Origin of the sequence: Pseudomonas haemolytica (assembly GCF_009659625.1) — a bacterium.
Lineage (GTDB): Bacteria > Pseudomonadota > Gammaproteobacteria > Pseudomonadales > Pseudomonadaceae > Aquipseudomonas > Aquipseudomonas haemolytica.
The window spans coordinates 809711-829211 of the sequence record NZ_VOIW01000001.1 but is presented as its reverse complement, the minus strand read 5'-3'; the positions used below and the strand labels follow the sequence as shown (position 1 = coordinate 829211).

At 59.9% G+C, this 19501-nt stretch carries 23 protein-coding genes and 1 tRNA gene; 16 read left to right on the top strand and 8 right to left on the bottom strand.

What is annotated here, in order from left to right; genetic code table 11:
• The first annotated feature begins 3 nt into the window (after positions 1–3).
• Entirely contained in the window at positions 4–825 is an 822-nt protein-coding gene (locus FRT59_RS03795; RefSeq protein WP_034118601.1) for an HDOD domain-containing protein, read from the top strand.
• On the opposite strand, the gene FRT59_RS03790 is transcribed toward FRT59_RS03795, so the two are convergent.
• Both FRT59_RS03790 and FRT59_RS03785 read right to left on the bottom strand, forming a co-directional pair.
• A complete protein-coding gene (locus FRT59_RS03790) occupies positions 826–2211 on the bottom strand; it encodes a sensor histidine kinase (protein ID WP_153870431.1) in 1386 nt (461 codons plus the stop codon).
• A complete protein-coding gene (locus FRT59_RS03785; RefSeq protein WP_034118599.1) occupies positions 2204–2875 on the bottom strand; it encodes a response regulator in 672 nt (223 codons plus the stop codon). Before FRT59_RS03785 ends, FRT59_RS03790 begins: the two co-directional genes overlap by 8 nt.
• 426 nt (positions 2876–3301) lie before the next feature.
• Here FRT59_RS03785 and FRT59_RS03780 point away from each other — a divergent pair, with 426 nt between their 5' ends.
• From FRT59_RS03780 to FRT59_RS03765, 4 genes are read left to right on the top strand one after another with little or no spacing between them, the layout of a single operon-like run.
• Entirely contained in the window at positions 3302–4291 is a 990-nt protein-coding gene (locus FRT59_RS03780; protein ID WP_161793256.1) for a Bug family tripartite tricarboxylate transporter substrate binding protein, read from the top strand.
• A 60-nt stretch (positions 4292–4351) separates the two neighbouring features.
• On the top strand, positions 4352–4810 hold the full coding sequence (locus tag FRT59_RS03775; protein ID WP_034118597.1) for a tripartite tricarboxylate transporter TctB family protein: 459 nt from the start codon (positions 4352–4354) through the stop codon (positions 4808–4810).
• Position 4811: 1 nt separating this feature from the next.
• Entirely contained in the window at positions 4812–6326 is a 1515-nt protein-coding gene (locus FRT59_RS03770; protein ID WP_038848176.1) for a tripartite tricarboxylate transporter permease, read from the top strand.
• The gene (locus tag FRT59_RS03765; RefSeq protein ID WP_034118817.1) at positions 6319–7356 is read left to right on the top strand and encodes an AbrB family transcriptional regulator; all 1038 of its coding nucleotides are present in this window, start codon (positions 6319–6321) and stop codon (positions 7354–7356) included. Before FRT59_RS03770 ends, FRT59_RS03765 begins: the two co-directional genes overlap by 8 nt.
• 37 nt (positions 7357–7393) lie before the next feature.
• Here FRT59_RS03765 and ung read toward each other — a convergent pair whose 3' ends face one another.
• Complete coding sequence (gene ung, locus FRT59_RS03760) at positions 7394–8086, bottom strand: uracil-DNA glycosylase (protein WP_153870430.1); 693 nt, start codon at positions 8084–8086, stop codon at positions 7394–7396.
• A 136-nt stretch (positions 8087–8222) separates the two neighbouring features.
• Here ung and FRT59_RS03755 point away from each other — a divergent pair, with 136 nt between their 5' ends.
• Complete coding sequence (locus FRT59_RS03755; RefSeq protein WP_034118594.1) at positions 8223–9335, top strand: enoyl-CoA hydratase/isomerase family protein; 1113 nt, start codon at positions 8223–8225, stop codon at positions 9333–9335.
• A gap of 4 nt (positions 9336–9339) precedes the next feature.
• Here the strand turns inward: FRT59_RS03755 and FRT59_RS03750 are convergent, their stop codons facing one another.
• Both FRT59_RS03750 and FRT59_RS27105 read right to left on the bottom strand, forming a co-directional pair.
• Positions 9340–9774, bottom strand: coding sequence for a DUF3757 domain-containing protein (locus FRT59_RS03750; RefSeq protein ID WP_153870429.1), 435 nt, complete (start codon positions 9772–9774; stop codon positions 9340–9342).
• Positions 9775–9931: 157 nt separating this feature from the next.
• A complete protein-coding gene (locus tag FRT59_RS27105; protein ID WP_233094147.1) occupies positions 9932–10291 on the bottom strand; it encodes a hypothetical protein in 360 nt (119 codons plus the stop codon).
• 242 nt (positions 10292–10533) lie between these two features.
• Here FRT59_RS27105 and FRT59_RS03745 point away from each other — a divergent pair, with 242 nt between their 5' ends.
• From FRT59_RS03745 to FRT59_RS03730, 4 genes are all read left to right on the top strand, one after another.
• On the top strand, positions 10534–10746 hold the full coding sequence (locus FRT59_RS03745; RefSeq protein ID WP_034118591.1) for a cysteine-rich CWC family protein: 213 nt from the start codon (positions 10534–10536) through the stop codon (positions 10744–10746).
• Positions 10736–11428 carry a pseudouridine synthase gene (locus tag FRT59_RS03740; RefSeq protein ID WP_153870428.1) on the top strand — a complete coding sequence of 231 codons (693 nt, stop codon included), beginning with the start codon at positions 10736–10738 and terminating at the stop codon, positions 11426–11428. Before FRT59_RS03745 ends, FRT59_RS03740 begins: the two co-directional genes overlap by 11 nt.
• 305 nt (positions 11429–11733) lie before the next feature.
• A complete protein-coding gene (locus FRT59_RS03735; protein WP_153870427.1) occupies positions 11734–12618 on the top strand; it encodes an alpha/beta fold hydrolase in 885 nt (294 codons plus the stop codon).
• Between the two features lie 179 nt (positions 12619–12797).
• A tRNA-Gly gene (locus FRT59_RS03730) sits at positions 12798–12871 on the top strand.
• A gap of 75 nt (positions 12872–12946) precedes the next feature.
• On the opposite strand, the gene FRT59_RS03725 is transcribed toward FRT59_RS03730, so the two are convergent.
• A complete protein-coding gene (locus FRT59_RS03725) occupies positions 12947–14140 on the bottom strand; it encodes an MFS transporter (RefSeq protein WP_153870426.1) in 1194 nt (397 codons plus the stop codon).
• On the bottom strand, positions 14137–15300 hold the full coding sequence (locus FRT59_RS03720; protein WP_034118587.1) for an MFS transporter: 1164 nt from the start codon (positions 15298–15300) through the stop codon (positions 14137–14139). The genes FRT59_RS03725 and FRT59_RS03720 overlap by 4 nt, the downstream gene beginning before the upstream one ends.
• 95 nt (positions 15301–15395) lie before the next feature.
• Between FRT59_RS03720 and FRT59_RS03715 the strand changes: the two genes are divergently transcribed.
• The 5 genes from FRT59_RS03715 (at position 15396) to FRT59_RS03695 (ending at position 18089) form a co-directional block, all read left to right on the top strand.
• The gene (locus FRT59_RS03715; RefSeq protein WP_153870425.1) at positions 15396–16289 is read left to right on the top strand and encodes a LysR family transcriptional regulator; all 894 of its coding nucleotides are present in this window, start codon (positions 15396–15398) and stop codon (positions 16287–16289) included.
• 167 nt (positions 16290–16456) lie between these two features.
• Positions 16457–16639 (top strand): type II toxin-antitoxin system HicA family toxin, encoded by a 183-nt coding sequence (locus FRT59_RS03710; protein WP_198809580.1) that lies wholly within the window; start codon positions 16457–16459, stop codon positions 16637–16639.
• 22 nt (positions 16640–16661) lie between these two features.
• On the top strand, positions 16662–17072 hold the full coding sequence (locus FRT59_RS03705; protein WP_034118585.1) for a type II toxin-antitoxin system HicB family antitoxin: 411 nt from the start codon (positions 16662–16664) through the stop codon (positions 17070–17072).
• 85 nt (positions 17073–17157) lie between these two features.
• A complete protein-coding gene (locus FRT59_RS03700) occupies positions 17158–17490 on the top strand; it encodes a hypothetical protein (protein WP_153870424.1) in 333 nt (110 codons plus the stop codon).
• Positions 17491–17588: 98 nt separating this feature from the next.
• Positions 17589–18089, top strand: coding sequence for a methylated-DNA--[protein]-cysteine S-methyltransferase (locus tag FRT59_RS03695; RefSeq protein ID WP_153870423.1), 501 nt, complete (start codon positions 17589–17591; stop codon positions 18087–18089).
• Here FRT59_RS03695 and FRT59_RS03690 read toward each other — a convergent pair whose 3' ends face one another.
• Positions 18090–18872, bottom strand: coding sequence for a GNAT family N-acetyltransferase (locus FRT59_RS03690; RefSeq protein ID WP_153870422.1), 783 nt, complete (start codon positions 18870–18872; stop codon positions 18090–18092).
• Positions 18873–19046: 174 nt separating this feature from the next.
• Between FRT59_RS03690 and FRT59_RS03685 the strand changes: the two genes are divergently transcribed.
• Entirely contained in the window at positions 19047–19472 is a 426-nt protein-coding gene (locus tag FRT59_RS03685; RefSeq protein ID WP_153870421.1) for a low affinity iron permease family protein, read from the top strand.
• The last annotated feature ends 29 nt before the right edge of the window (positions 19473–19501 follow it).

The following is a 19501-nucleotide window of genomic DNA, read 5'->3' as shown; positions in this document are numbered from 1 at the left end:
TGAATGAACGAGCTGGCGGAAAAAGTCCAACAGGCTTTGGTGATGGCCATCGGCAACGATGACCTGGTTCTGCCGACACTGCCGGAGGTGGCCCTGAAAATTCGCCAGGCCGCCGAAGACCCGGAGATCAGTATCAGCCACTTGAGCAAGGTGATCAGTCGCGACACCGCCTTGTCGGCGCGCCTGATCAAGGTGGTCAACAGCCCGCTGTTACGGGCCAGCCAGGAAGTCACCGACCTGCACACGGCCATCACGCGGCTGGGCACCAACTACAGCAGTAACCTGGCCATCGGCCTGGTAATGGAGCAGATCTTTCATGCTCGCTCCGATGTGGTCGAGCAGAAAATGCGCGATGTATGGCGTCGCAGCCTGGAAGTGGCGGGCGTCAGTTACGCCTTGTGCCGTCGCCACAGCCAGCTCAAGCCAGACCAGGCGGCCTTGGGTGGCTTGGTGCATCAGATTGGCGTGCTGCCGATCCTGACGTACGCCGAGGATGACTATGAGTTGTTGTCCGACCCGGTCAGCCTCAACCATGTCATCGACAGCATCCACCCGTTGCTGGGGGACAAGCTGCTGCGCGTCTGGGACTTCCCGGAAATGCTGGTGAACCTGCCTGGTCAATACCTGGACCTGACGCGCGACTCTGCGAACCTGGACTACATCGACCTGGTGCAAGTCGCCGCGCTGTACTGCCACCGCGGCACCGACCATCCCCTGGCGAACGTGCCGATGGCTACGTTGCCGGCCATCAAGAAATTGCGCATCGACCCCTGCAGCGATGCCCTGCGCACCGAACTGGATGAAGCGCGCTCGATGTTTTACTGATCAACCGGCGATAAAACTCACGCGTACTTTCAACCCGGCCGACTCGCCATCATGCAGGCTGATCTGCGCCAAGTGCGCACGGCAGATCTCCCCGACGATTGCCAGCCCCAAGCCAGACCCCATGCCCTGTTGGCTACGTCGATAAAAACGCTCGAACACCCGGTCCCGCTCATCCAGCGGGATACCCGGGCCATCATCCTCGACCTCCAGCACCGCCGGCGCGGTCACCCGCAGAATGACGTTGCCCCCGGGTGGCGTGTGGGCCAGGGCGTTGTCCACCAGGTTGCTCAGCAACTCGTTCAACAGTGTCGGCTCGCCGCGCAGCCATACCGGCTCGTCCGCCTCCAGCGCCAAGGCCACTCCCCGTGCATGAGCCAGCGGCGCCATGGCCATGCCCAGCTCGCGAGCCAACTGGCTGAGGTCGAGCAGTTGCGCGCCCCCTTCGGCAATGGCCCGGGCACCATTTTCGATACGGGCCAGGGACAATAACTGGTTGGCCAAATGCGTCAGGCGGTCGGTGCCTTGGGCGGCGCTTTCCAAGGTGCTGCGCCACGTGGTCGGTTCTTCGGCGCGCAAGCCCAGCTCCAGACGAGCCTTGAGCGCAGCCAGCGGCGTACGCAGTTCGTGGGCAGCGTCAGCAATAAACTGCGCCTGGCGCTCGAACTGCCCGCGCAGGCGCTCGGTGAAGTGATTGAGGGAACGCACCAGCGGGCCGAACTCATCCTGAACCTCCACCAGCGGCAATGGCCGCAGGTCATCAGGCTGGCGCTCTTCTACCGCCGTACGCAGACGCTCCAACGGGCGCAACGCAGCGCTCACGGCGAACCACACCAGCAGCAGCGCACCGATGGCCAGCATGCCCAGGCGCAACAAGGTGTCGGCCATCAAGCTGCGGGCCATGGCGACCCGTGCTTCGTCAGTTTCCGCGACGCGGATTTCCGCCATGCCATTCATGTTCGGTTCAGAGACGGCCTTTAGCAGGCTCACCACCCGTACCGGCTGGCCCTGGTACATCGCGTTGTAGAAGCGCGCCAACGCCGGGTAATCGTCGGTGCGCGGTGTGCCGGGTGGCGGGCCGGGAAGGTTTTCGTAACCGGATATCAGCTTCTGATCAATATCATTGACTTGGTAATAAATACGCCCGGCACTGTCGTAGGCAAAGGTGTCCAGCGCCACATACGGCACATTCGCGCTGAGGGTGCCGTCCACCTGGGTCAAACCGGCGGCGATGGTGCGCGCCGAGGCCAGCAAGGTGCGGTCATAAGCAGTGTCAGCGGCTTCGCGACCGTTCCAATACGCGCTCATGCCGCTGGCGAGCATCAACAGCACCAGCAACAGCGCCAGGTTCCACAGCAGGCGCCAGCGCAGGCTGCTGGGCTTATGCATCGCGAGCTTCGAGCAAGTAGCCAAGGCCGCGGAAAGTCACGATGGCGATGGGCTGGCCGTCGAGTTTCTTGCGCAGGCGGTGCACGTAGATTTCGATGGCGTCGGGGCTGGCCTCTTCGTCCAAACCGAATACCTGGGAAGCTAATTGCTCCTTGCTCATCACCCGCCCCGGCCGGGCGATCAGGGCTTCAAGCACGGCTTGCTCACGGGAGGTCAATGTCATCAGGTCGCCACCGACCGTGAAGCGCCGGGTGTCGAGGTCGTAGACCAGCACCCCGCAAGCCTGCTGGCGCTCACCGCCCAACACACTGCGTCGCAGTAACGCCTTGACCCGAGCTTCGAGTTCCGTCAGTTCAAATGGTTTGGCCAGGTAGTCGTCGGCGCCCAGGTTCAGACCATGCACGCGGTCTTTTACATCACTGCGTGCCGTCAGCATCAACACCGGCAGGTTCTTGCCGCGGGCGCGCAAGCGCGCCAGCACCTCGAAACCGTCCATGCGCGGCAAGCCCACATCGAGGATCGCCGCCGCGTAGTCCTCGCTGCCCAAGGCCAGGTCCGCCGCCACGCCATCGTGCAGCACGTCGACGGTCAAACCCATGCTCTTGAGCGCTTGGGCGACACTGTCGGCGAGTTGCAAATGGTCTTCAACCAGAAGGACACGCATGGATTTCTACCTCATGGGGGATGGTCGACGCGGCTTTTCATGGGCCCGCTGGCCGGCGAGTTTACAGGCGCTACCCGCCCTGTGAAGCCGGAAAACATTGAAAGGCAATTGAAAGGTTAGTGAAAGCTTCGCACTTTAGCATCGAGTGACGGTGGTCTATGCCTGCCGAGCTATCTGATCCGTAGCGCGCGAAAAACGCCTCGATGCGTTTTCGTCAAAATAAGAACAATAACGGAGTACATCACGATGCTGTCGTCACAGCCACAGGCTTGCCCGCCTGCTCGTTCTTCCCGCATGACCCAAACCGCCCTCGCCAGTGCCCTGTGCCGTTCTCACTCTTCAGCCCGTGATGCGGATGAAGTGCGCATGCGGGTGAGCGATAGCGTCGTGCGCGGGTAGTAGCCCCCTATAACAACAACGATGGAGATAACCATGACGCTTTCACTGCGTAAACTTGCCCTCGCCGCCGGCTGCATGCTGTTCGCCGGCCAACTGCTGGCCGCCGACGAACCCAAGCGCCCGGAATGCATCGCCCCGGCCTCCCCCGGCGGCGGCTTTGACCTGACCTGCAAGCTGGCGCAAAGCGCGCTGGTCAACGAGAAGTTGCTGAGCAAACCGATGCGCGTGACCTACATGCCTGGGGGTGTGGGCGCGGTGGCCTATAACGCCGTGGTCGCCCAACGGCCAGCGGACGCCGGCACCCTGGTGGCCTGGTCCAGCGGTTCGCTGTTGAACCTGGCCCAAGGCAAATTCGGGCGTTTCGATGAAAGCGCCGTGCGTTGGCTGGCGGCCGTCGGCACCAGCTACGGTGCCATCGCGGTGAAAAGTGATTCGCCCTACAAGACCCTCGACGACTTGGTAAAAGCCCTGAAGAAAGATCCGGGTAGCGTGGTGATCGGTTCCGGCGGCACCGTCGGCAGCCAGGACTGGATGCAAACCGCATTGATCGCCAAGGCGGCCGGGATCAACCCACGGGAGCTGCGTTATGTAGCGCTCGAAGGCGGCGGCGAAATCGCCACAGCCCTGCTCGGCGGTCATATTCAGGTAGGCAGTACCGACATCTCAGACTCCATGCCACACATCCTCAGCGGTGACATGCGCCTGCTGGCCGTGTTCTCGGAACAGCGCCTGGACGAGCCGGAAATGAAGGACATTCCGACTGCCAAAGAGCAAGGCTACGACATCGTCTGGCCGGTGGTACGCGGCTTCTACCTCGGGCCAAAAGTCAGCGATGCCGACTATGCCTGGTGGAAAGACGCGTTCGACAAACTGCTGGCCTCCGAAGACTTCGCCAAACTGCGTGACCAGCGCGAGCTGTTCCCGTTCGCCATGACCGGCCCGGAATTGGACACCTATGTGAAAAAACAGGTGGCTGATTACAAAGTGTTGGCCAAAGAGTTTGGCCTGATCCAGTAATTGCCCCTTGTCGCGCGGCCATGCTCATGCTCACAAGCGGGCGTGGCCCAGGAGTTTCCCATGCTCTTACAACGCATTTTCGCCGCCACGCTGCTGATGGCCTGCGCCGTCCTCGCGCTGATGGCCTGGCCATACCAGGCATCGTTTTCCTACGAGCCCGTGGGGCCTCGGGCCTACCCGTTGCTGATGCTCGGGTTGATGAGCCTGGCGCTGATCTACATGCTGTTTCGCCCGCAACCGACCAAGCACACCGAAGAAGAACCCGCGCTGGACCGCGAAACCCTGATCAAGATCGGCGCGTGCGTCGCGCTGTTGATCGTGTTCGCCGGCACCTTCGAACCCCTTGGTTTCATCCTTAGCAGCATGCTGATCGGCATCCCTATGGCGCGCCTGTATGGCGGCCGCTGGTTACCCAGCGTGGTGATCGTCAGCCTGATGGCGATTGGTCTTTACCTGCTGTTCGATAAAGCCATGGATGTGCCGCTGCCCCTCGGCCTGCTCGACGTTCTGGAGAACTGATATGGATACTTTCGGCTATTTGGGCCAGGGTTTCGGCGTCGCGCTAAGCCCCTATAACCTGGTGACCGCACTGTGCGGCACCCTGATCGGCACCGTGGTAGGCCTGCTGCCGGGCCTGGGACCGATCAACGGCGTAGCATTGTTGATCCCCATCGCGTTTGCCCTGGGGCTGCCACCCGAATCGGCGCTGATCCTGTTGGCAGCGGTGTACCTGGGCTGTGAATACGGTGGCCGTATCAGCTCGATCCTGCTCAACATCCCGGGTGAAGCCTCTACCGTGATGACGACCCTGGACGGCTACCCGATGGCCCGCAAAGGCCTGGCTGGCGTAGCGCTGTCGCTGTCGGCGTGGAGTTCGTTCATCGGTGCGTTCATCGCCACCTGCGGCATGGTGCTGTTTGCGCCGTTGCTGGCCAAATGGGCGATTGCCTTCGGGCCGGCGGAATATTTCGTACTGATGGTGTTCGCGATTGTCTGTCTCGGCGGCATGGCCGGTGACAAGCCATTGAAAACTTTCGTAGCAGCGCTGATCGGCCTGTTCCTCTCGGCGGTGGGCATCGACGCCAACAGCGGCGTGTACCGTTTTACCGGCGATAACATCCATCTCACCGACGGCATCCAGTTTGTGGTGTTAGTACTGGGCCTGTTCTCCATCAGCGAGATCCTGTTGCTGCTGGAAAAAACCCATCGTGGCCAGGAAGCCGTGAAGGCCACCGGACGAATGATGTTCAACCTCAAGGAAGCTGGCGCGGTCTTCGTCGTCAACATCCGCTGCGGTTTGCTCGGTTTCATCATGGGCGTATTGCCAGGTGCCGGGGCGACTTTGGCCTCGGCCGTTGCCTACATGACCGAAAAACGCCTGGCGGGTGCCAGCGGTAAATTCGGCCAGGGCGACATGCGCGGCCTGGCAGCGCCGGAAACCGCCATTGGCGCTTCCGCCTGCGGCGCCCTGGTGCCGATGCTGACCCTCGGCGTACCCGGTTCGGGCACCACGGCAGTGATGATCGGCGCATTGTCGCTGTACAACATCACCCCGGGCCCGCTGCTGTTCCAACAACAACCCGACATCGTCTGGGGCCTGATCGCCTCGTTGTTCATCGCCAATATCATGCTGGTGATCCTCAACATCCCGATGATCCGCATCTTCACCCGCATCCTTGCCGTGCCGAACTGGGCGCTGGTGCCGGTGATCGCCATCATCACCGCGATCGGTGTATACGCGGTTCACGCCACCACGTTCGACCTGTTCCTGATGGTCGGCATCGGTATCTTCGGCTACATCCTGCGCAAACTCGACTTCCCTCTGTCGCCGGTGCTGCTGGGCTTTATCCTCGGCGGCTTGATGGAGCAGAACCTGCGCCGCGCGCTGTCGATCTCCAACGGTGACCTGCAGATCCTCTGGTCGAGCCCGATCACCTTCGGTGTGTGGGTGCTGACCGCGCTGATGCTGGCCTTCCCGCTGGTGCGCATTTACCGCAAACGTGCCCTGCAGCGCCGTGCCGTGGCTGATGTCTGAGGTCACCTTTAAACATTGGTGGGGAACACCGCTGGTCGGCCTGGCCGGCGGTTACCTGGCCAGCCTGGTCGGCTGGCCGTTGCCGTACATGGTCGGCTCGTTGCTGGCGATCATCCTGGTGCGTTGCCTCACGCCGTGGCAATTGGCGGAGATTCCCGGCGGGCGCAAATGCGGCCAATGGGTGGTGGGGATAGGCATAGGCCTGCACTTCACGCCGGTGGTGATCGAGCAAGTGATGAGCCATTTCGGCCTGATTTTCTTCGGTGCCTTGGTGACGAGTTTGTCGAGCGTGGTCGGTGTGTGGTTGATGCGCCGCAGCGGTGAAGACCGCGCCACGGCGTTTTTCTCGAGCATGCCGGGCGGCTCCGGGGAGATGGTCAACCTCGGCGCACGTAATGGCGCGGTACTTAGCCGGGTGGCGGCGGGGCAAAGTTTGCGCGTGCTGGTGGTGGTGTTGTGTGTGCCAGCGATTTTCAAGTATCTGCTGGGCGGCGGCGCACCGCAGTTTCATCCGGCGCCGGTAGACTGGGCCTGGCTGGCCCTGCTGTTTCCGACAGGTGCGCTGGTGGCATGGGGCTGGCAGCGTTTGCGCCAACCCAACCCTTGGCTGTTCGGGCCATTGCTGGTCAGTGCCATCGCCAGCGTGAGCTGGGATTTACACATTGGCCTGCCCGACGGCGGCAGCCAGATCGGCCAATGGTTGATCGGCAGCGGTCTGGGCTGCCACTTCAACCGCCAGTTCTTCCGTAGGGCGCCGGCATTCATGGGCCGTACCTTGATCGGCACGGCCCTGACCATGGCGCTGGCGACATTGGCTGCGGTGGGCTTGAGTGCACTGACGCACCTGGACCTGCGCTCACTGACGTTGGGCATGATGCCTGGCGGTATTGCCGAGATGAGCCTGACAGCCGAGACGCTGCAATTGTCGGTGCCGTTGGTGACGGCGATGCAGGTGATGCGTTTGTTGTTTGTGTTGTTTCTCGCAGAGCCGTTGTTCCGACACTGGAACCGCCAGCCAGACAAGATCTAGGGGGCGTTCTCAATTAGTTTCCCCCCGCGTTGCCGCCTTAAAGCGGCGGCAACCGCCACTCGATCGGCACCTCGCCATTCTGTTCAAGAAATTTGTTGGCCCGGCTAAAATGCCCGCACCCAATAAACCCGCGATACGCCGACAACGGTGACGGGTGCACTGACGTCAGCACCAAATGCTTGGTGGCATCAATCAACTTCTGCTTGCCCTGGGCATGCGCGCCCCACAACAAAAACACCAGGTGGGGCTGATGCTCGCTGACCACCTCGATAATCCGATCAGTAAAGAACTGCCAGCCCTTGCCCGCATGGGCGTTGGCATTGGCGCGCTCCACGGTCATGGTGGTGTTGAGCATCAGCACACCCTGGTCGGCCCAGCTTTGCAGGTAGCCGTGGTTGGGAATGTCGATGTTCAGGTCGCGCTTGAGTTCTTTATAGATGTTGACCAGCGACGGCGGCGCCGGCACGCCCGGTTGCACCGAGAAGCACAGCCCGTGGGCCTGGCCTGGGCCGTGGTACGGATCTTGGCCGAGGATCACCACCTTGACCTTGTCCAAAGGCGTGGAGTTGAGGGCGTTGAAAATCAACGGGCCGGGCGGGTAGATCTCTTTGCCGGCGGCATGTTCCTGGCGCAGGAACTCGCGCAACTGGGCCATGTAGGGCTTCTCGAACTCATCGCGCAGGGCGTGTTTCCAGCTGGGTTCGAGTTTGATACGGTCGCCATCGGTCATGGTTGAATTGTCTTGTAAAAAAGAATGAGGCGAACCCTAGGAAAGCCGACTCCGCTTGTCAATTGGTCTGACACACCGGCGGCACTTTCCCACGAAGGGATCATACTCATCCTTCACCTTCTCGATTGAGGTCACGATGAACCTGCACTTCGAAGAACTGACCGGCAGTGGCGGTGCCCGCATCGGCATCGCCAGCCTGGACGCGGAAAAAACCCTTAACGCCCTGTCCCTGCCGATGATTTTGGCCTTGGGCGAGCGCCTGGATACCTGGGCCAAAGACCCGCAAATCGTCTGCGTGCTGCTGCGCGGCAATGGGCCAAAGGCCTTTTGCGCTGGTGGCGAAGTGCGCAGCCTGGCCCAGGAATGCCGTGAACAACCCGGCGAAGTGCCGGCCCTCGCCGCGCAATTCTTTGCTGCCGAATATCGTCTCGACTACCGCCTGCACACCTACCCCAAGCCGCTGATCTGCTGGGGCCACGGCTATGTATTGGGCGGTGGGATGGGCCTGCTGCAAAGCGCATCCGTGCGCATTGTTACGCCGAGCAGCCGTCTGGCCATGCCCGAGATCAGCATCGGCCTTTATCCGGATGTAGGTGCCAGCTGGTTTCTTTCCCGCCTGCCGGGCAAGCTCGGTTTGTTCCTGGGCCTCACCGGCGCCCATATCAACGGGCGCGACGCACTGGATCTGGGACTCGCCGACCGCTTCCTGCGTGAAGACCAGAAAGACGAGCTGATTGAGGGCCTGCTGCAACTGAACTGGCAAGAACAAACCGCGATGCAGCTCAACAGTTTGCTCAAAGCCCTGGCCCAGGAGGCAGTCAGCCAACAACCCGAAGCACAGTGGCTGCCGCGCCGCGACCAAATCGACGAATGGCTGGATGTGGGCGATGTGCGGTGCGCCTGGCGGGCGTTGAGCCTGCTGCGCGATCACAACGACCCGCTATTGAGCCGTGCCGGCAAGACCCTCTCCGAAGGCTGCCCTCTGACGGCGCACCTGGTATGGGAACAAATTAAGCGCGCGCGCCATCTTTCCTTGGCCCAGGTGTTTCAGATGGAGTACAGCATAAGCCTCAATTGCTGCCGTCATCCGGAATTCGCCGAAGGGGTCCGGGCCCGATTGATCGACAAGGACCAGACGCCCCATTGGCATTGGCCGGATATCAATACGCTTCCAGAAGCGGTGGTGCAGGCACACTTCAACAAGGCATGGGAAGGTAGGAATCCTCTGGCAGATTTATCGGACTACTGACAGGTTAGCTCTCTTTGTCGTTGATCGTGAAAGCGCAGTTGTCCGGCTGGCTGTCCGTGCAGAGATACACTGGCATTCCGAACGCACCCGCCTGCAACTCCCAATGCAAGGTGCTGGTCAACGACATGTTGATCACCCCGTTGCCTTTGTCTGGCCGCAACGCTACGACGCTGCCCCAACTGGTGCGGTAAATGCACTTGTCCATGTAGCCATTTTCCCTCTCCTGGTCCTCGCCCGGTACAAAGACTGCACCGACGAACCGGTCGACGAAGTCCCGGTGACTGACCTTCGGACTTTGCCAGAGCAGGCCTTTATCCACGGCGTGAAAATGCTGGTCAGCATACTTGACCGTCGAGGGATAAGGGCAGCCTTGCTCTGCTTTCACCTGTGCAATGACGCCGCTCATCAACAGGAGCGCACACATCAGTCGCTTGAACATATGAGGTTCCATTAGCCCGCTCTCTCCATGGAAAAGCACAACGGCTTTCCCACAGTGAAATACAGCCGAAACCGCAAAGATAGCTGTTAAATCTGACAGTATGGATATACGGCACCATAAAAAAGCGGCGCTTCATGCGCCGCTTTTTTCAAATGGTTTAACGGTGGCCGCCGCGGCCACCTCCATGATCGCTTCCCCGTCCGTACCCACCGTTGCCGCCGTGATTACCCCACCCCTGATTCGTATAGGGCCTGTAACCGGCCCTTGGGTAATAGCGTGGCGCCGGCTGGTAGTAGCGCGGCGCGGAATAATAACGAGGCTGTGGCGCATAGTAGCGAGGCACTGGGGCGTAGTAGCTACGCCCATACGGGGCATAACGCGGACCGCCGTAGTAATAGACCGGCGTCGGTGCGGTGTAGACCTCGGAGCGATAGTAGGTAGCGCCTCCATCGTAATAGGGCACGCAAGCTGACAGGGTCAGGCCGAGCAAAGCGATAAGTAGCAGTCGTCGATACATGGCGGCCTCCTGGACCGCGGAAGAGCTCCTCCAGCGACGCTGGAAAGCGGCATTCAGCCTTCACTGAATGACGAAACATCTGACATCAAAAACCGAATCTGGTGCGCCACCGACATAAGCAGAAACATCTGTTTCAGACGAGCTGAATGCCGGCCTCCAGGTCATGGCGATGGAACAGGACCGAGCAGCGCTGTATCGTGCAGGACTTGCGCCCCCCTGCCCGATATAGCCTGAACCGACCGATGACCACGCCAACCCTCTGCCCCGCCTGCGGTGCCCGCAACGACTGTACCTTGGCCGATCCGCGCACAGCCGACCAAGCCTGCTGGTGCTACAGCGTCACCATCGACCCCGCGGTGCTTGAAGCCCTGCCTGATGAACTGCGCAATAAAGCCTGCCTGTGCCCTCGCTGTGCCCAGGCGGACGACCAGTTGCGTAACCGCAATGCGCGTTGATCGCTTCCTCAGCAATCTGGCACAGTTCAATCGCAAGCAAGTACGCCTGCTACTGGTGGCGCGCCGGGTAACTGTCGATGGTGCTGCAGTCAGCGATCCCCATCATGAAGTGCGCGAGTTCAGCCTGGTCTGCGTTGACGGCGAAGTACTGCAAGCGGGAAAGCCGGCACGTTATTTCATGCTGCACAAACCCCAGGGTTGCGTCAGCGCCACTTCGGACCCGCAACACCCCACGGTCCTCGACCTGCTGGATGAACCGAACAAGGCCGAGCTGCACATCGCCGGCCGCCTGGATTTCAACACCACCGGCCTGATGCTGATCACCAATGACGGCCAGTGGTCGCGACGCCTGACTCAACCGCAAACCAAGTTACCCAAGGTTTACCATGTGGAAACCGAGCAGGACATCGGCTCGGAGTACGCGACGACGTTTGCCGCCGGTGTGTATTTCGCCTTTGAAGACCTCACCACCCAACCCGCCGAACTTGAGCTGCTGGGCCCCAGGACGGCGCGCTTGAGCATCATCGAAGGCCGCTATCACCAAGTGAAGCGTATGTTCGGGCATTTTGATAACAAGGTGACCGGCCTGCATCGTGAGCGAATGGGGCCTTTGATGCTGGATGCAAGCCTTGCGCCGGGCCAATACCGGCCACTGACCGACGACGAAATCCGACAAGTCTGACGACCGTTCAGCCGGTGATGGCAAAAAACCGGCCTTTCGCCTTGCGACCTGTCGTCTGTGCTGCTTGAATCAGGGCTTCAGCCAAATCATGACGGCTGGCTCGCCCCATACCTCCAAGAAACACCTTGCCTTGCCCGCGCTTGATCCACGGGCCTTTCCGGCAAAACAGCCCACCATAACAACACCCGCCGGCCAGCCGTCATCGGACCGACATGGGCCCTCATTTTCCAGGCGTATGCCTACCTGTCACAAAGCTCGTGCAGAGTGATCTGCGCGCACTACCCGCTTGCCAGGAGTCTTACGACATGAGGCCAGAAATCGCTGTGTTGGATATACAGGGTCAGTATCGGGTGTACACCGAGTTCTATCGCGCGGACGCGGCTGAAAAGACCATCGTCCTGGTCAACGGCTCCATGGCGACCACGGCGTGCTTCGCTCAAACCGTGAAAAGCCTGTACCCGCAATTCAATGTGGTGTTGTACGACCAGCCCTACGCTGGCCGTTCTAAAATCCATAACCGCCATGAGCAGATGCTGACGAAGGAAGTCGAAGGCCAGATCCTCCTGGAACTGCTCGACCACTTCGCCGCCGAGCACGTGCTGTCCTTCTCCTGGGGCGGCGCTGCAACGTTGGTCGCCCTTGCGCAACGGCCTCGGCGCGTGGAAAAAGCCGTGATCAGCTCATTCTCGCCGGTGATCAACACCCCCATGCGCGATTACCTCGAACGTGGCGTCGACTACCTTGGCAACCTTGACCGTGACCGCGTCGGCCACCTGGTCAACAGCACCCTCGGCAAACACCTGCCGTCGCTGTTCAAACGCTTCAATTACCGCCACGTCAGCAGCCTGGCCGAGCACGAATACGGGCAAATGCACTTTCACATCAGCCATGTGCTCAACAGTGACCGGCAGTGCTACCTCAAGGCAGCCAAGCAGATCGACATCCCGGTGCTGTTCTTGAACGGTGAATGGGACGAGTACACCAGCGCCGAGGATGCGAAGCTGTTTGGTCAGCATGTAGCCCAGAGCAGCTTCAGCACCATTCAGGCGACGGGGCATTTCCTGGATATGGAGCATAAAGCAGCGTGCCGGGATAGCCGTAACGCAGTGGTGGGCTTCTTGAAACCAGAGCGGCAGGTAAGCCGGTTGCGGTATCAACAGGGTCAGGCGCAGCATGCATTTGCACTCTGAAATGAAGGTGTACTGTGGCGAGCAGACTTGCTTGCGCCGGCGTGCGACGCGGCCCCACTATTTTGGGAGCGCTTCGCACGCCAGCGGGAGCAAGCCCCCTCGCCACCTGCAACCCACACATTTTTCGAAGAAAAACTTCAAATCCCGATGAACATCTGGTACAAAGTCAGCCGCTCTGAGCGGGTATAGTTTAATGGTAGAACAGTAGCTTCCCAAGCTTCCGACGAGGGTTCGATTCCCTCTACCCGCTCCACTCAGATTTTGCGCTTGCGTCAGGATGGTTCTGGCGGGAGATGCATAAAAAACCGGTCCTTGGTGGCCGGTTTTTTTATGTTTGAAATGTGCAACCACGCTGCACCACCCACGCCAACGGCAACGTCATACACAACATCCCGGCCAACACCATCAGCGCCACCGGCACACCCAACGAATCCCCTACCCCACCAAACACCACCGGTGCCAGCGCGCCTCCGCCGATGGTGCCGGTGTAGAACAGCGCAAACGCCTGCTCCCGCTTGCCTGCACCGGCCAGGTCGGGCACGGCCCCGTACAGCACCGAGGACGTGCCATTGAGCACCAGCCCCAACACCGGCAACATCATCATCAAGCCGCTCAGCGGCAGGTACACCGCTGCGACGATGAGCAGTGCGGTGCTGGTTTCCGTGATCCACACGGTCTGCATCATCCCGATGCGAGCGCCGAGATAGCCGCAGAACAGTTTGCCGAAGGCTCCTCCCACAAACAGCAAGGTCAGAGCCAGGCCAATACCCGCAGTTCCGGCGCCCTTGGCCTGAAGCAGGAACGGCAGGAAGGTGAGAAAGCCCATGCGCACAGCGCTGTCGAGGGTGCCGGTAAGAATCAGCGCGCGCAGGCCGGCGATGGAGCCGTTTCCGGTAAGGGCCTTGGTCTTTTTTATAGCAATCGATTCGGCTGCTCGCGCAGGTATCAGCCACCACAGCAACCCCGCCGCCACCAGCCCAAGCAGCCCCAGCAGTGTGGCGCTGGCGCGCCAACTGACAACGGTGAGCAGCAATCCGACCAAACCTGGAATCAGGGTTTTGCCGATGTCGCCGGAAAAGTTGTATTGCGACAGTGCCTGCTTGACCCCGCCACCGTCTTCGTAAGCATCGGTGACCATCGAGGAGGCCAGTGGATGTTGCGTGCTGGCACCCAAGCCGCCCAGGAGCAACGCCAGCAGCAACACGCCAATCCCAGTCGCTTGTCCCACCAACAGGTAGGCAACACCCGCGAGCGCCGTGCCGCCCACCAGCATCGGTGTGCGACCCCAACGTTTGGCAGCACGGCTGGCGAGCAACTGAAACACCGCCATCATCCCGGAATAGGCGCCACGCAAAAGGCCAACCTGAGCGTAGGACAAGGCGAACTGAGCCTGCCAGATCGGTAGCAGCACGTAGATCACATCGGTGAGGCCATCGTGCACGGCGTGAGCGCCGCAACCGGCCAACAGGCTGCGACAACGCCTGGATAATTCGGGCGAAGGTGCAGCAACGGCATCGTTCATGGTGTGGGGATCGGCTCAGGTTTAAGGGGCTTGCAACCGGTCAACGCGATCAACAGGGTCAGCAGCTGGAAACCGATGATCAGCCCCACACAACCGGCCCAGCCCCAGCGTTCCCAGATCAGCGCCGGGGCGATAGCGCCGCAGCTACCGCCCAGGTAATAACAGGTGAGGTAGACCCCCACCGCACCGGCCTTGTTGTCGCCGGCGCTGGCGGTGGTGAAGGCATTGGCAGCGGCCTGGGCGAGGAACACGCCGGTGGAACTGAGTGCCAGACCCACCACGATGCACCACAGGGAGGGCAACAGGGTCAGGGCAGAACCACAGACGCCCACTACGGCGGCGACACTCAGCAGTTCGGCATGTGGGCGGGCTTTGCTGAGGCGGCCGGCGATGGGTATCACGATCAACGCCATCAGGAACACCATATACAGCGTCCCTAAGGCAGCAGGTCCGAGGCTGAACGGTGGTAGGCCAAGGTACAAACCTACGTAGGTAAAAGCAGCGACTTGCGAGAACAACACGCAAAAGCCTACGGCGTAAGCGGCCAGTAACGGCTTGTGCCAGACACCTGACGACGCAGCCTTGACCTGCTGCGCCCGCGGGCAGTTGGGCGGTAACAGAAACTGGATAAACCCGCCCACCATCAAGCTCAACACCGCCAGCCACTCAAACGCTTCACGCCAGCCCACGTACTCGGTTACCACTCCGGTGACGAATCGCCCGGCAAACCCACCCAACACAGTGCCCGCCACATACAGGCTGGTGACTTCCGTCACCGTGCCGCCGCGCCAGCGATCACCGATGTAGGCAACGCTGGTGGCAAACACCACCGGGATCAGCATGCCCTCGACAAAGCGCCACACCAACACTTCAGCGAAGCTGTCAGCGTAGGCCGTCATCAACGCCGGCCCGGCCAACAGCAGCGCCGCCGCTGCGATCACGGTGCGTTGTTCGAAGCGCCGGGTCAGGCGGCTGACGAACGGGGCAGTGATCGCCACAGCCAGTGTGGTCACGGTAATACTCCAGCCAGCAGCCTTGGCGCTGATATGAAATTGCGCGGCGAACACTTGCAGGATGCTTTGGGTGGCATAGAGATTGAGAAACGCCGCACAGCCACACAGGAACAGGGCAAGGCGGGCACAATGCAGGCGCGGTTTCATGAAACCTCTCGTTTTATTTTGTGCGGTCTTTATAGAATGACGGGCAACCCTTAAACCAATACCGAATTCCGACCGATTGATACCCAAGGACCAGGATGCTCGACCTACGCAAGCTGCGTTACTTTCTGACGGTCGCTGAAGAATTGCACTTCGGCCGCGCGGCACTTCGCCTGCATCTGGCCCAGCCACCGCTGACTCGGCAGATTTCCGCGCTGGAGGCCGAGTTGGGATTCAGGTTGTTTGATCGCACCAGCCGCACGGTCACCCTCACCGCCCAGGGGCGTTCGTTCCTGCCCTACGCCCGGGGGGTGTTGGAGCAGGTGGAATTGGCGCAAGTGATCGCCGGTAAATTGGCTGCTGGCACTGCGGGTCAGCTGGCATTGGGTTATGTCAGCTCAATCGTCCTGTCGGACCTGTTCAGCCAGGCCATCCAGACCTTCGCCCAGCGCTTTCCCGATGTGCAGTTGACCTTGGTGGAGTGCGCCTCCGGCAGCCTCGGTGCGCAGATTGCGGATGGCCGCCTGGATATCGGCTTGAGCCGCCTGTTGCCGCAAAGTACTGATGTCAGGACGTTGTCTTTGGGTGAGGAACGGTTGGTGGCGGCGGTCTCCAGCGACAGCCCGCTGGCGAGTCAGACGATGGTCAGCCTGGCGCAACTGAGCACTTATCCGTTGATTCTGTTTCCCGCCGATTATGGGTCTGGCTTGAACCAATCCATCGAACAACTTTACCGACACCATGGCCACCCGCTACGCCCTGGACCGACAGGGCGTCAGATCACCTCGATCATCGCGCTGGTGGCAGCCGGACAAGGCGTGGCGCTGGTGCCGGAATGTACGCAGAGTTTGATGAACAAGGGCGTGACCTATAGGCCAATGCAGGAAGTGGATGCCTGTGCGCAGTTGCTGGTGCTGACCCCAGCATCAACTAGAAATATTTTGGCGGATGCATTTCTTGGTGTACTTGAGCAGGCACTACACACCCGGTAACACCCCGAAAAACCTCGCAATATCTCTCTGCAGCGCCATTTCCACGCGCCCATATACTTCATTCAACGCCTGGCGAAACAGCGGACATCGACCGCTGGTAGGTAGAGTATTGATAATTTCTCTTCAGTGGTTATAGTCACCACCAACACACACCACAAGGAGGTGATGTGGACAGCCGATATTTGATAGGTCACATCGTTGCAGACGGTTGGTATCTGGTGCGCACCAGGGGTAGTCACCACCCCTTCAAGCACCCGACAAAGCCGGGGCTGGTAACGATCCCTCATCCAAAAAAGGACCTGCTGGATAAAGCCGCCAAGAGCATTTTGAAACAGGCTCTGTTGAGTTAACCGTCCCTGGAGGGCAACGCACATGCTTTACCCCATCGCAATTTCATCGGGCGACGAAGACCACGCGTGGGGCGTGGAAGTCCCGGACATTCCTGGCTGCTACTCTGCTGGCGATGACTTGGACGACGCCATGGCCATGGCCCGCGAAGCCATCGAGGGGCACTTCGAGATTCTCGCAGAAGATGGCGCGCCGATCCCCAACGCACAGAAAGTCACCTTGCATGCCGCCAACCCACAATACGCCGGCTGCACTTGGGCAGTAGTGGACATCGACGTCACCAAGTACCTGGGCAAGGCGCAAAAACTCAACATCACCCTGCCAGGGTATCTGCTCAATCGCATCGATGAATATGTGTTGAGTCATCCGGAAGAAAAAAGTCGCTCGGGGTTCCTGGCCTCGGCAGCGCTCAAGGTATTGCAGCAGGACCGGTAGGTGCTTCTAAGTAAAATCTTACGGCGGTGACGAATTCACATCGGGATGATGTCAGCTCGTCCACCCAACGGAGCGGAGCGCTGCAATGCTTGAAACCAGACACCCCACGCCAAAACCTATCCTGCGCCAAGTGGTCGGCTGGGTGGTGGTGTTACCGCTGTTGGTCTCGTTTTTAACGCTGCCATTTCCTCTGGGCTGGTTCCTGGCACTCGGATCGATAGCCGCGTCGGTTTATGGCGTAAGGTTTGCCTCGCGCCATGCCAGCCGAAGCGTAACGCTGTTTGCTTGGGTGATAAGCCTTCTCAATGTGCTTTCGTTGGTGATGATAGGCCATGCATCAGTGCTCATGGGGCTTTACAGGATCTCCTGGTTCTACTGGTACCCGTACTACTCCAGTTGGGTTTACTGGAACTTCTAGGCTGCGAAGAATTTGATCGCAAGAAACGTAGTTTGCAAACCCGCTGGTGGAACTACAGTAGCGCTGTACGCATTGACGCCCCTTCGAGGAACCTGCTCATGACTTACGAATACAAGCTCATGCCCTCCCCTGTCGGTGAACTGACCCTAGTGGCGCGCAACGGCAAACTCAGCGCCATCCTGTGGGAAGTGGAACGCGCCAACCGCGTACGCCTGGGTGAACTGGTCGAGGCCAGCAATAACCCCGTGCTGTTGGAGACCGAACGCCAGTTGACGGAATACTTCGCCGGCTCGCGCAAACAGTTCGAGCTTGAGCTGGACTTCACCGGTACGCATTTTCAAAAACAAGTCTGGCAGGCACTGCTGACCATTCCCTTCGGCGAAACCCGCAGCTACAGCCAGATCGCCCAGCAGATCGGCAACCCGAAAGCCGTGCGCGCAGTAGGTGCCGCCAACGGGCGTAATCCAATCTCAATCATCGCACCGTGCCATCGAGTGGTGGGGGCTTCGGGCGGACTCACCGGGTTTGCCGGAGGGCTTGAGGCCAAGCAATATCTGTTGACGCTCGAGGATCGCGGTCAAACAAAAATGGTGTTCTGATCAGGGCACTGCAACTGCCTGGCGCGTAAAAGACTGGTAGTCGAATAAACGCTCGAAACCCAACTTGCAATACAGCGGGACGGCGCCCTCCGATGCCTCTAGAAAGCATCGGTTGGCGCCCAAGGCCGCGGCGTGAAGCAGCGCAGCTTGAATCAATTGCGTAGCGTAACCTCTTCCACGAAAGCTTATGAGAGTGCCGACATCATTAAGCCGGGCCTCTCCCTTACAGAGAGACAACGTCAACGAACTGCTCACCTGCCCCTCTACGGACAAGGTGAAGTGGTAAAGGGTCTCATCAGCTTCAAGGGCTCGTTGGTGCCGCTCCTGATAATGCACCACGCTTTCGGGCAGCATCGCGAACGCGTTGCCAAGTGGAATTGCCCACGCGTTCAAGTCCCGTGTCAGGCTGATCTGCACACCGCCCTCACTCTTGGATGGAACAAAACGCGACAATTGGAGGACCATCACGGTGGTCTTTTCGGCAGGCTGAAAATCGAGCCCCGTGAGCACTTCGCGTAATCCCTGGACCTTTTCTTCGTGGATCACTACGCGTATTTCGATCAGGGTGCGGCGGATCAACTCCAAGGGCTGCACCATTGCCTCCCCCGACGGGGCGCTGCCCACACGAATAAACAACAGGTTCCACGGGACAAAATGCTCGTCAATGAAGTAAGCGTTGATACCGGCGCTGTAACGCCGATGCAGCGCGCAGGTTGCCGCAAAATAATGATCTTCGGTCAGGTGATAACGTGTGGACAGGTCGCAGGTGGCGTCAGCGTACATGGGAATATCCAGATAAAAACCCAGTCTTGTGCTCGCTGCTCCATGGCGCCGTAGGCTCGATCCTAAAGATCCGAAAAAAAACGCACACATTTGCCCAGACGTTAAGTTGTAAAAAGAAATTTCAGCGAATGCCTGCGGTCAGTATTTTCATCACCTCTTTTAAGGAAAACGGTCATGAAATTCTCCGCAGTCTCCCAATCCCTCTCTCGTTGGGCGGGCAGTGCCCGGACATTCTATGCGGCGGTCGCGTTGATTTTACTGTGGAGCCTGAGCGGGCCTTATTTCCACTACAACGACACCTGGCAACTGATCATCAACACCTCGACCACCATCATCACGTTCCTGATGGTGTTCCTCATCCAGAACACGCAAAACCGCGACAACGATATTCTGCATATCAAGATCGATGAACTGCTGCGCGTGTCCAAGGATGCCCAGAACGCCGTGCTCAGCCTCGACGGCCTGGACCGCAAAGAACTGGAAAAACTGCGCCAGGAATACCGCAGCATCGGCAACACCGGCACCGTAAGTTTGAACAGCAGCTGCGGCGCCGCAGCCGACGACGCAGCTCCGAACAAGACGGACCTCAACCAGGCATGAAAAAACGGCGGTTGGAGAAGCTCCAACCG

Coding starts and splice junctions, on each gene's coding strand:
- FRT59_RS03795 (WP_034118601.1), top strand. CDS start 4: ATGAACGAGCTGGCGGAAAAAGTCCAACAGGCTTTGGTGATGGCCATC.
- FRT59_RS03790 (WP_153870431.1), bottom strand. CDS start 2,211: ATGCATAAGCCCAGCAGCCTGCGCTGGCGCCTGCTGTGGAACCTGGCG.
- FRT59_RS03785 (WP_034118599.1), bottom strand. CDS start 2,875: ATGCGTGTCCTTCTGGTTGAAGACCATTTGCAACTCGCCGACAGTGTC.
- FRT59_RS03775 (WP_034118597.1), top strand. CDS start 4,352: ATGCTCTTACAACGCATTTTCGCCGCCACGCTGCTGATGGCCTGCGCC.
- FRT59_RS03770 (WP_038848176.1), top strand. CDS start 4,812: ATGGATACTTTCGGCTATTTGGGCCAGGGTTTCGGCGTCGCGCTAAGC.
- FRT59_RS03765 (WP_034118817.1), top strand. CDS start 6,319: ATGTCTGAGGTCACCTTTAAACATTGGTGGGGAACACCGCTGGTCGGC.
- ung (WP_153870430.1), bottom strand. CDS start 8,086: ATGACCGATGGCGACCGTATCAAACTCGAACCCAGCTGGAAACACGCC.
- FRT59_RS03755 (WP_034118594.1), top strand. CDS start 8,223: ATGAACCTGCACTTCGAAGAACTGACCGGCAGTGGCGGTGCCCGCATC.
- FRT59_RS03750 (WP_153870429.1), bottom strand. CDS start 9,774: ATGTTCAAGCGACTGATGTGTGCGCTCCTGTTGATGAGCGGCGTCATT.
- FRT59_RS27105 (WP_233094147.1), bottom strand. CDS start 10,291: ATGTATCGACGACTGCTACTTATCGCTTTGCTCGGCCTGACCCTGTCA.
- FRT59_RS03745 (WP_034118591.1), top strand. CDS start 10,534: ATGACCACGCCAACCCTCTGCCCCGCCTGCGGTGCCCGCAACGACTGT.
- FRT59_RS03740 (WP_153870428.1), top strand. CDS start 10,736: ATGCGCGTTGATCGCTTCCTCAGCAATCTGGCACAGTTCAATCGCAAG.
- FRT59_RS03735 (WP_153870427.1), top strand. CDS start 11,734: ATGAGGCCAGAAATCGCTGTGTTGGATATACAGGGTCAGTATCGGGTG.
- FRT59_RS03725 (WP_153870426.1), bottom strand. CDS start 14,140: ATGAACGATGCCGTTGCTGCACCTTCGCCCGAATTATCCAGGCGTTGT.
- FRT59_RS03720 (WP_034118587.1), bottom strand. CDS start 15,300: ATGAAACCGCGCCTGCATTGTGCCCGCCTTGCCCTGTTCCTGTGTGGC.
- FRT59_RS03715 (WP_153870425.1), top strand. CDS start 15,396: ATGCTCGACCTACGCAAGCTGCGTTACTTTCTGACGGTCGCTGAAGAA.
- FRT59_RS03705 (WP_034118585.1), top strand. CDS start 16,662: ATGCTTTACCCCATCGCAATTTCATCGGGCGACGAAGACCACGCGTGG.
- FRT59_RS03700 (WP_153870424.1), top strand. CDS start 17,158: ATGCTTGAAACCAGACACCCCACGCCAAAACCTATCCTGCGCCAAGTG.
- FRT59_RS03695 (WP_153870423.1), top strand. CDS start 17,589: ATGACTTACGAATACAAGCTCATGCCCTCCCCTGTCGGTGAACTGACC.
- FRT59_RS03690 (WP_153870422.1), bottom strand. CDS start 18,872: ATGTACGCTGACGCCACCTGCGACCTGTCCACACGTTATCACCTGACC.
- FRT59_RS03685 (WP_153870421.1), top strand. CDS start 19,047: ATGAAATTCTCCGCAGTCTCCCAATCCCTCTCTCGTTGGGCGGGCAGT.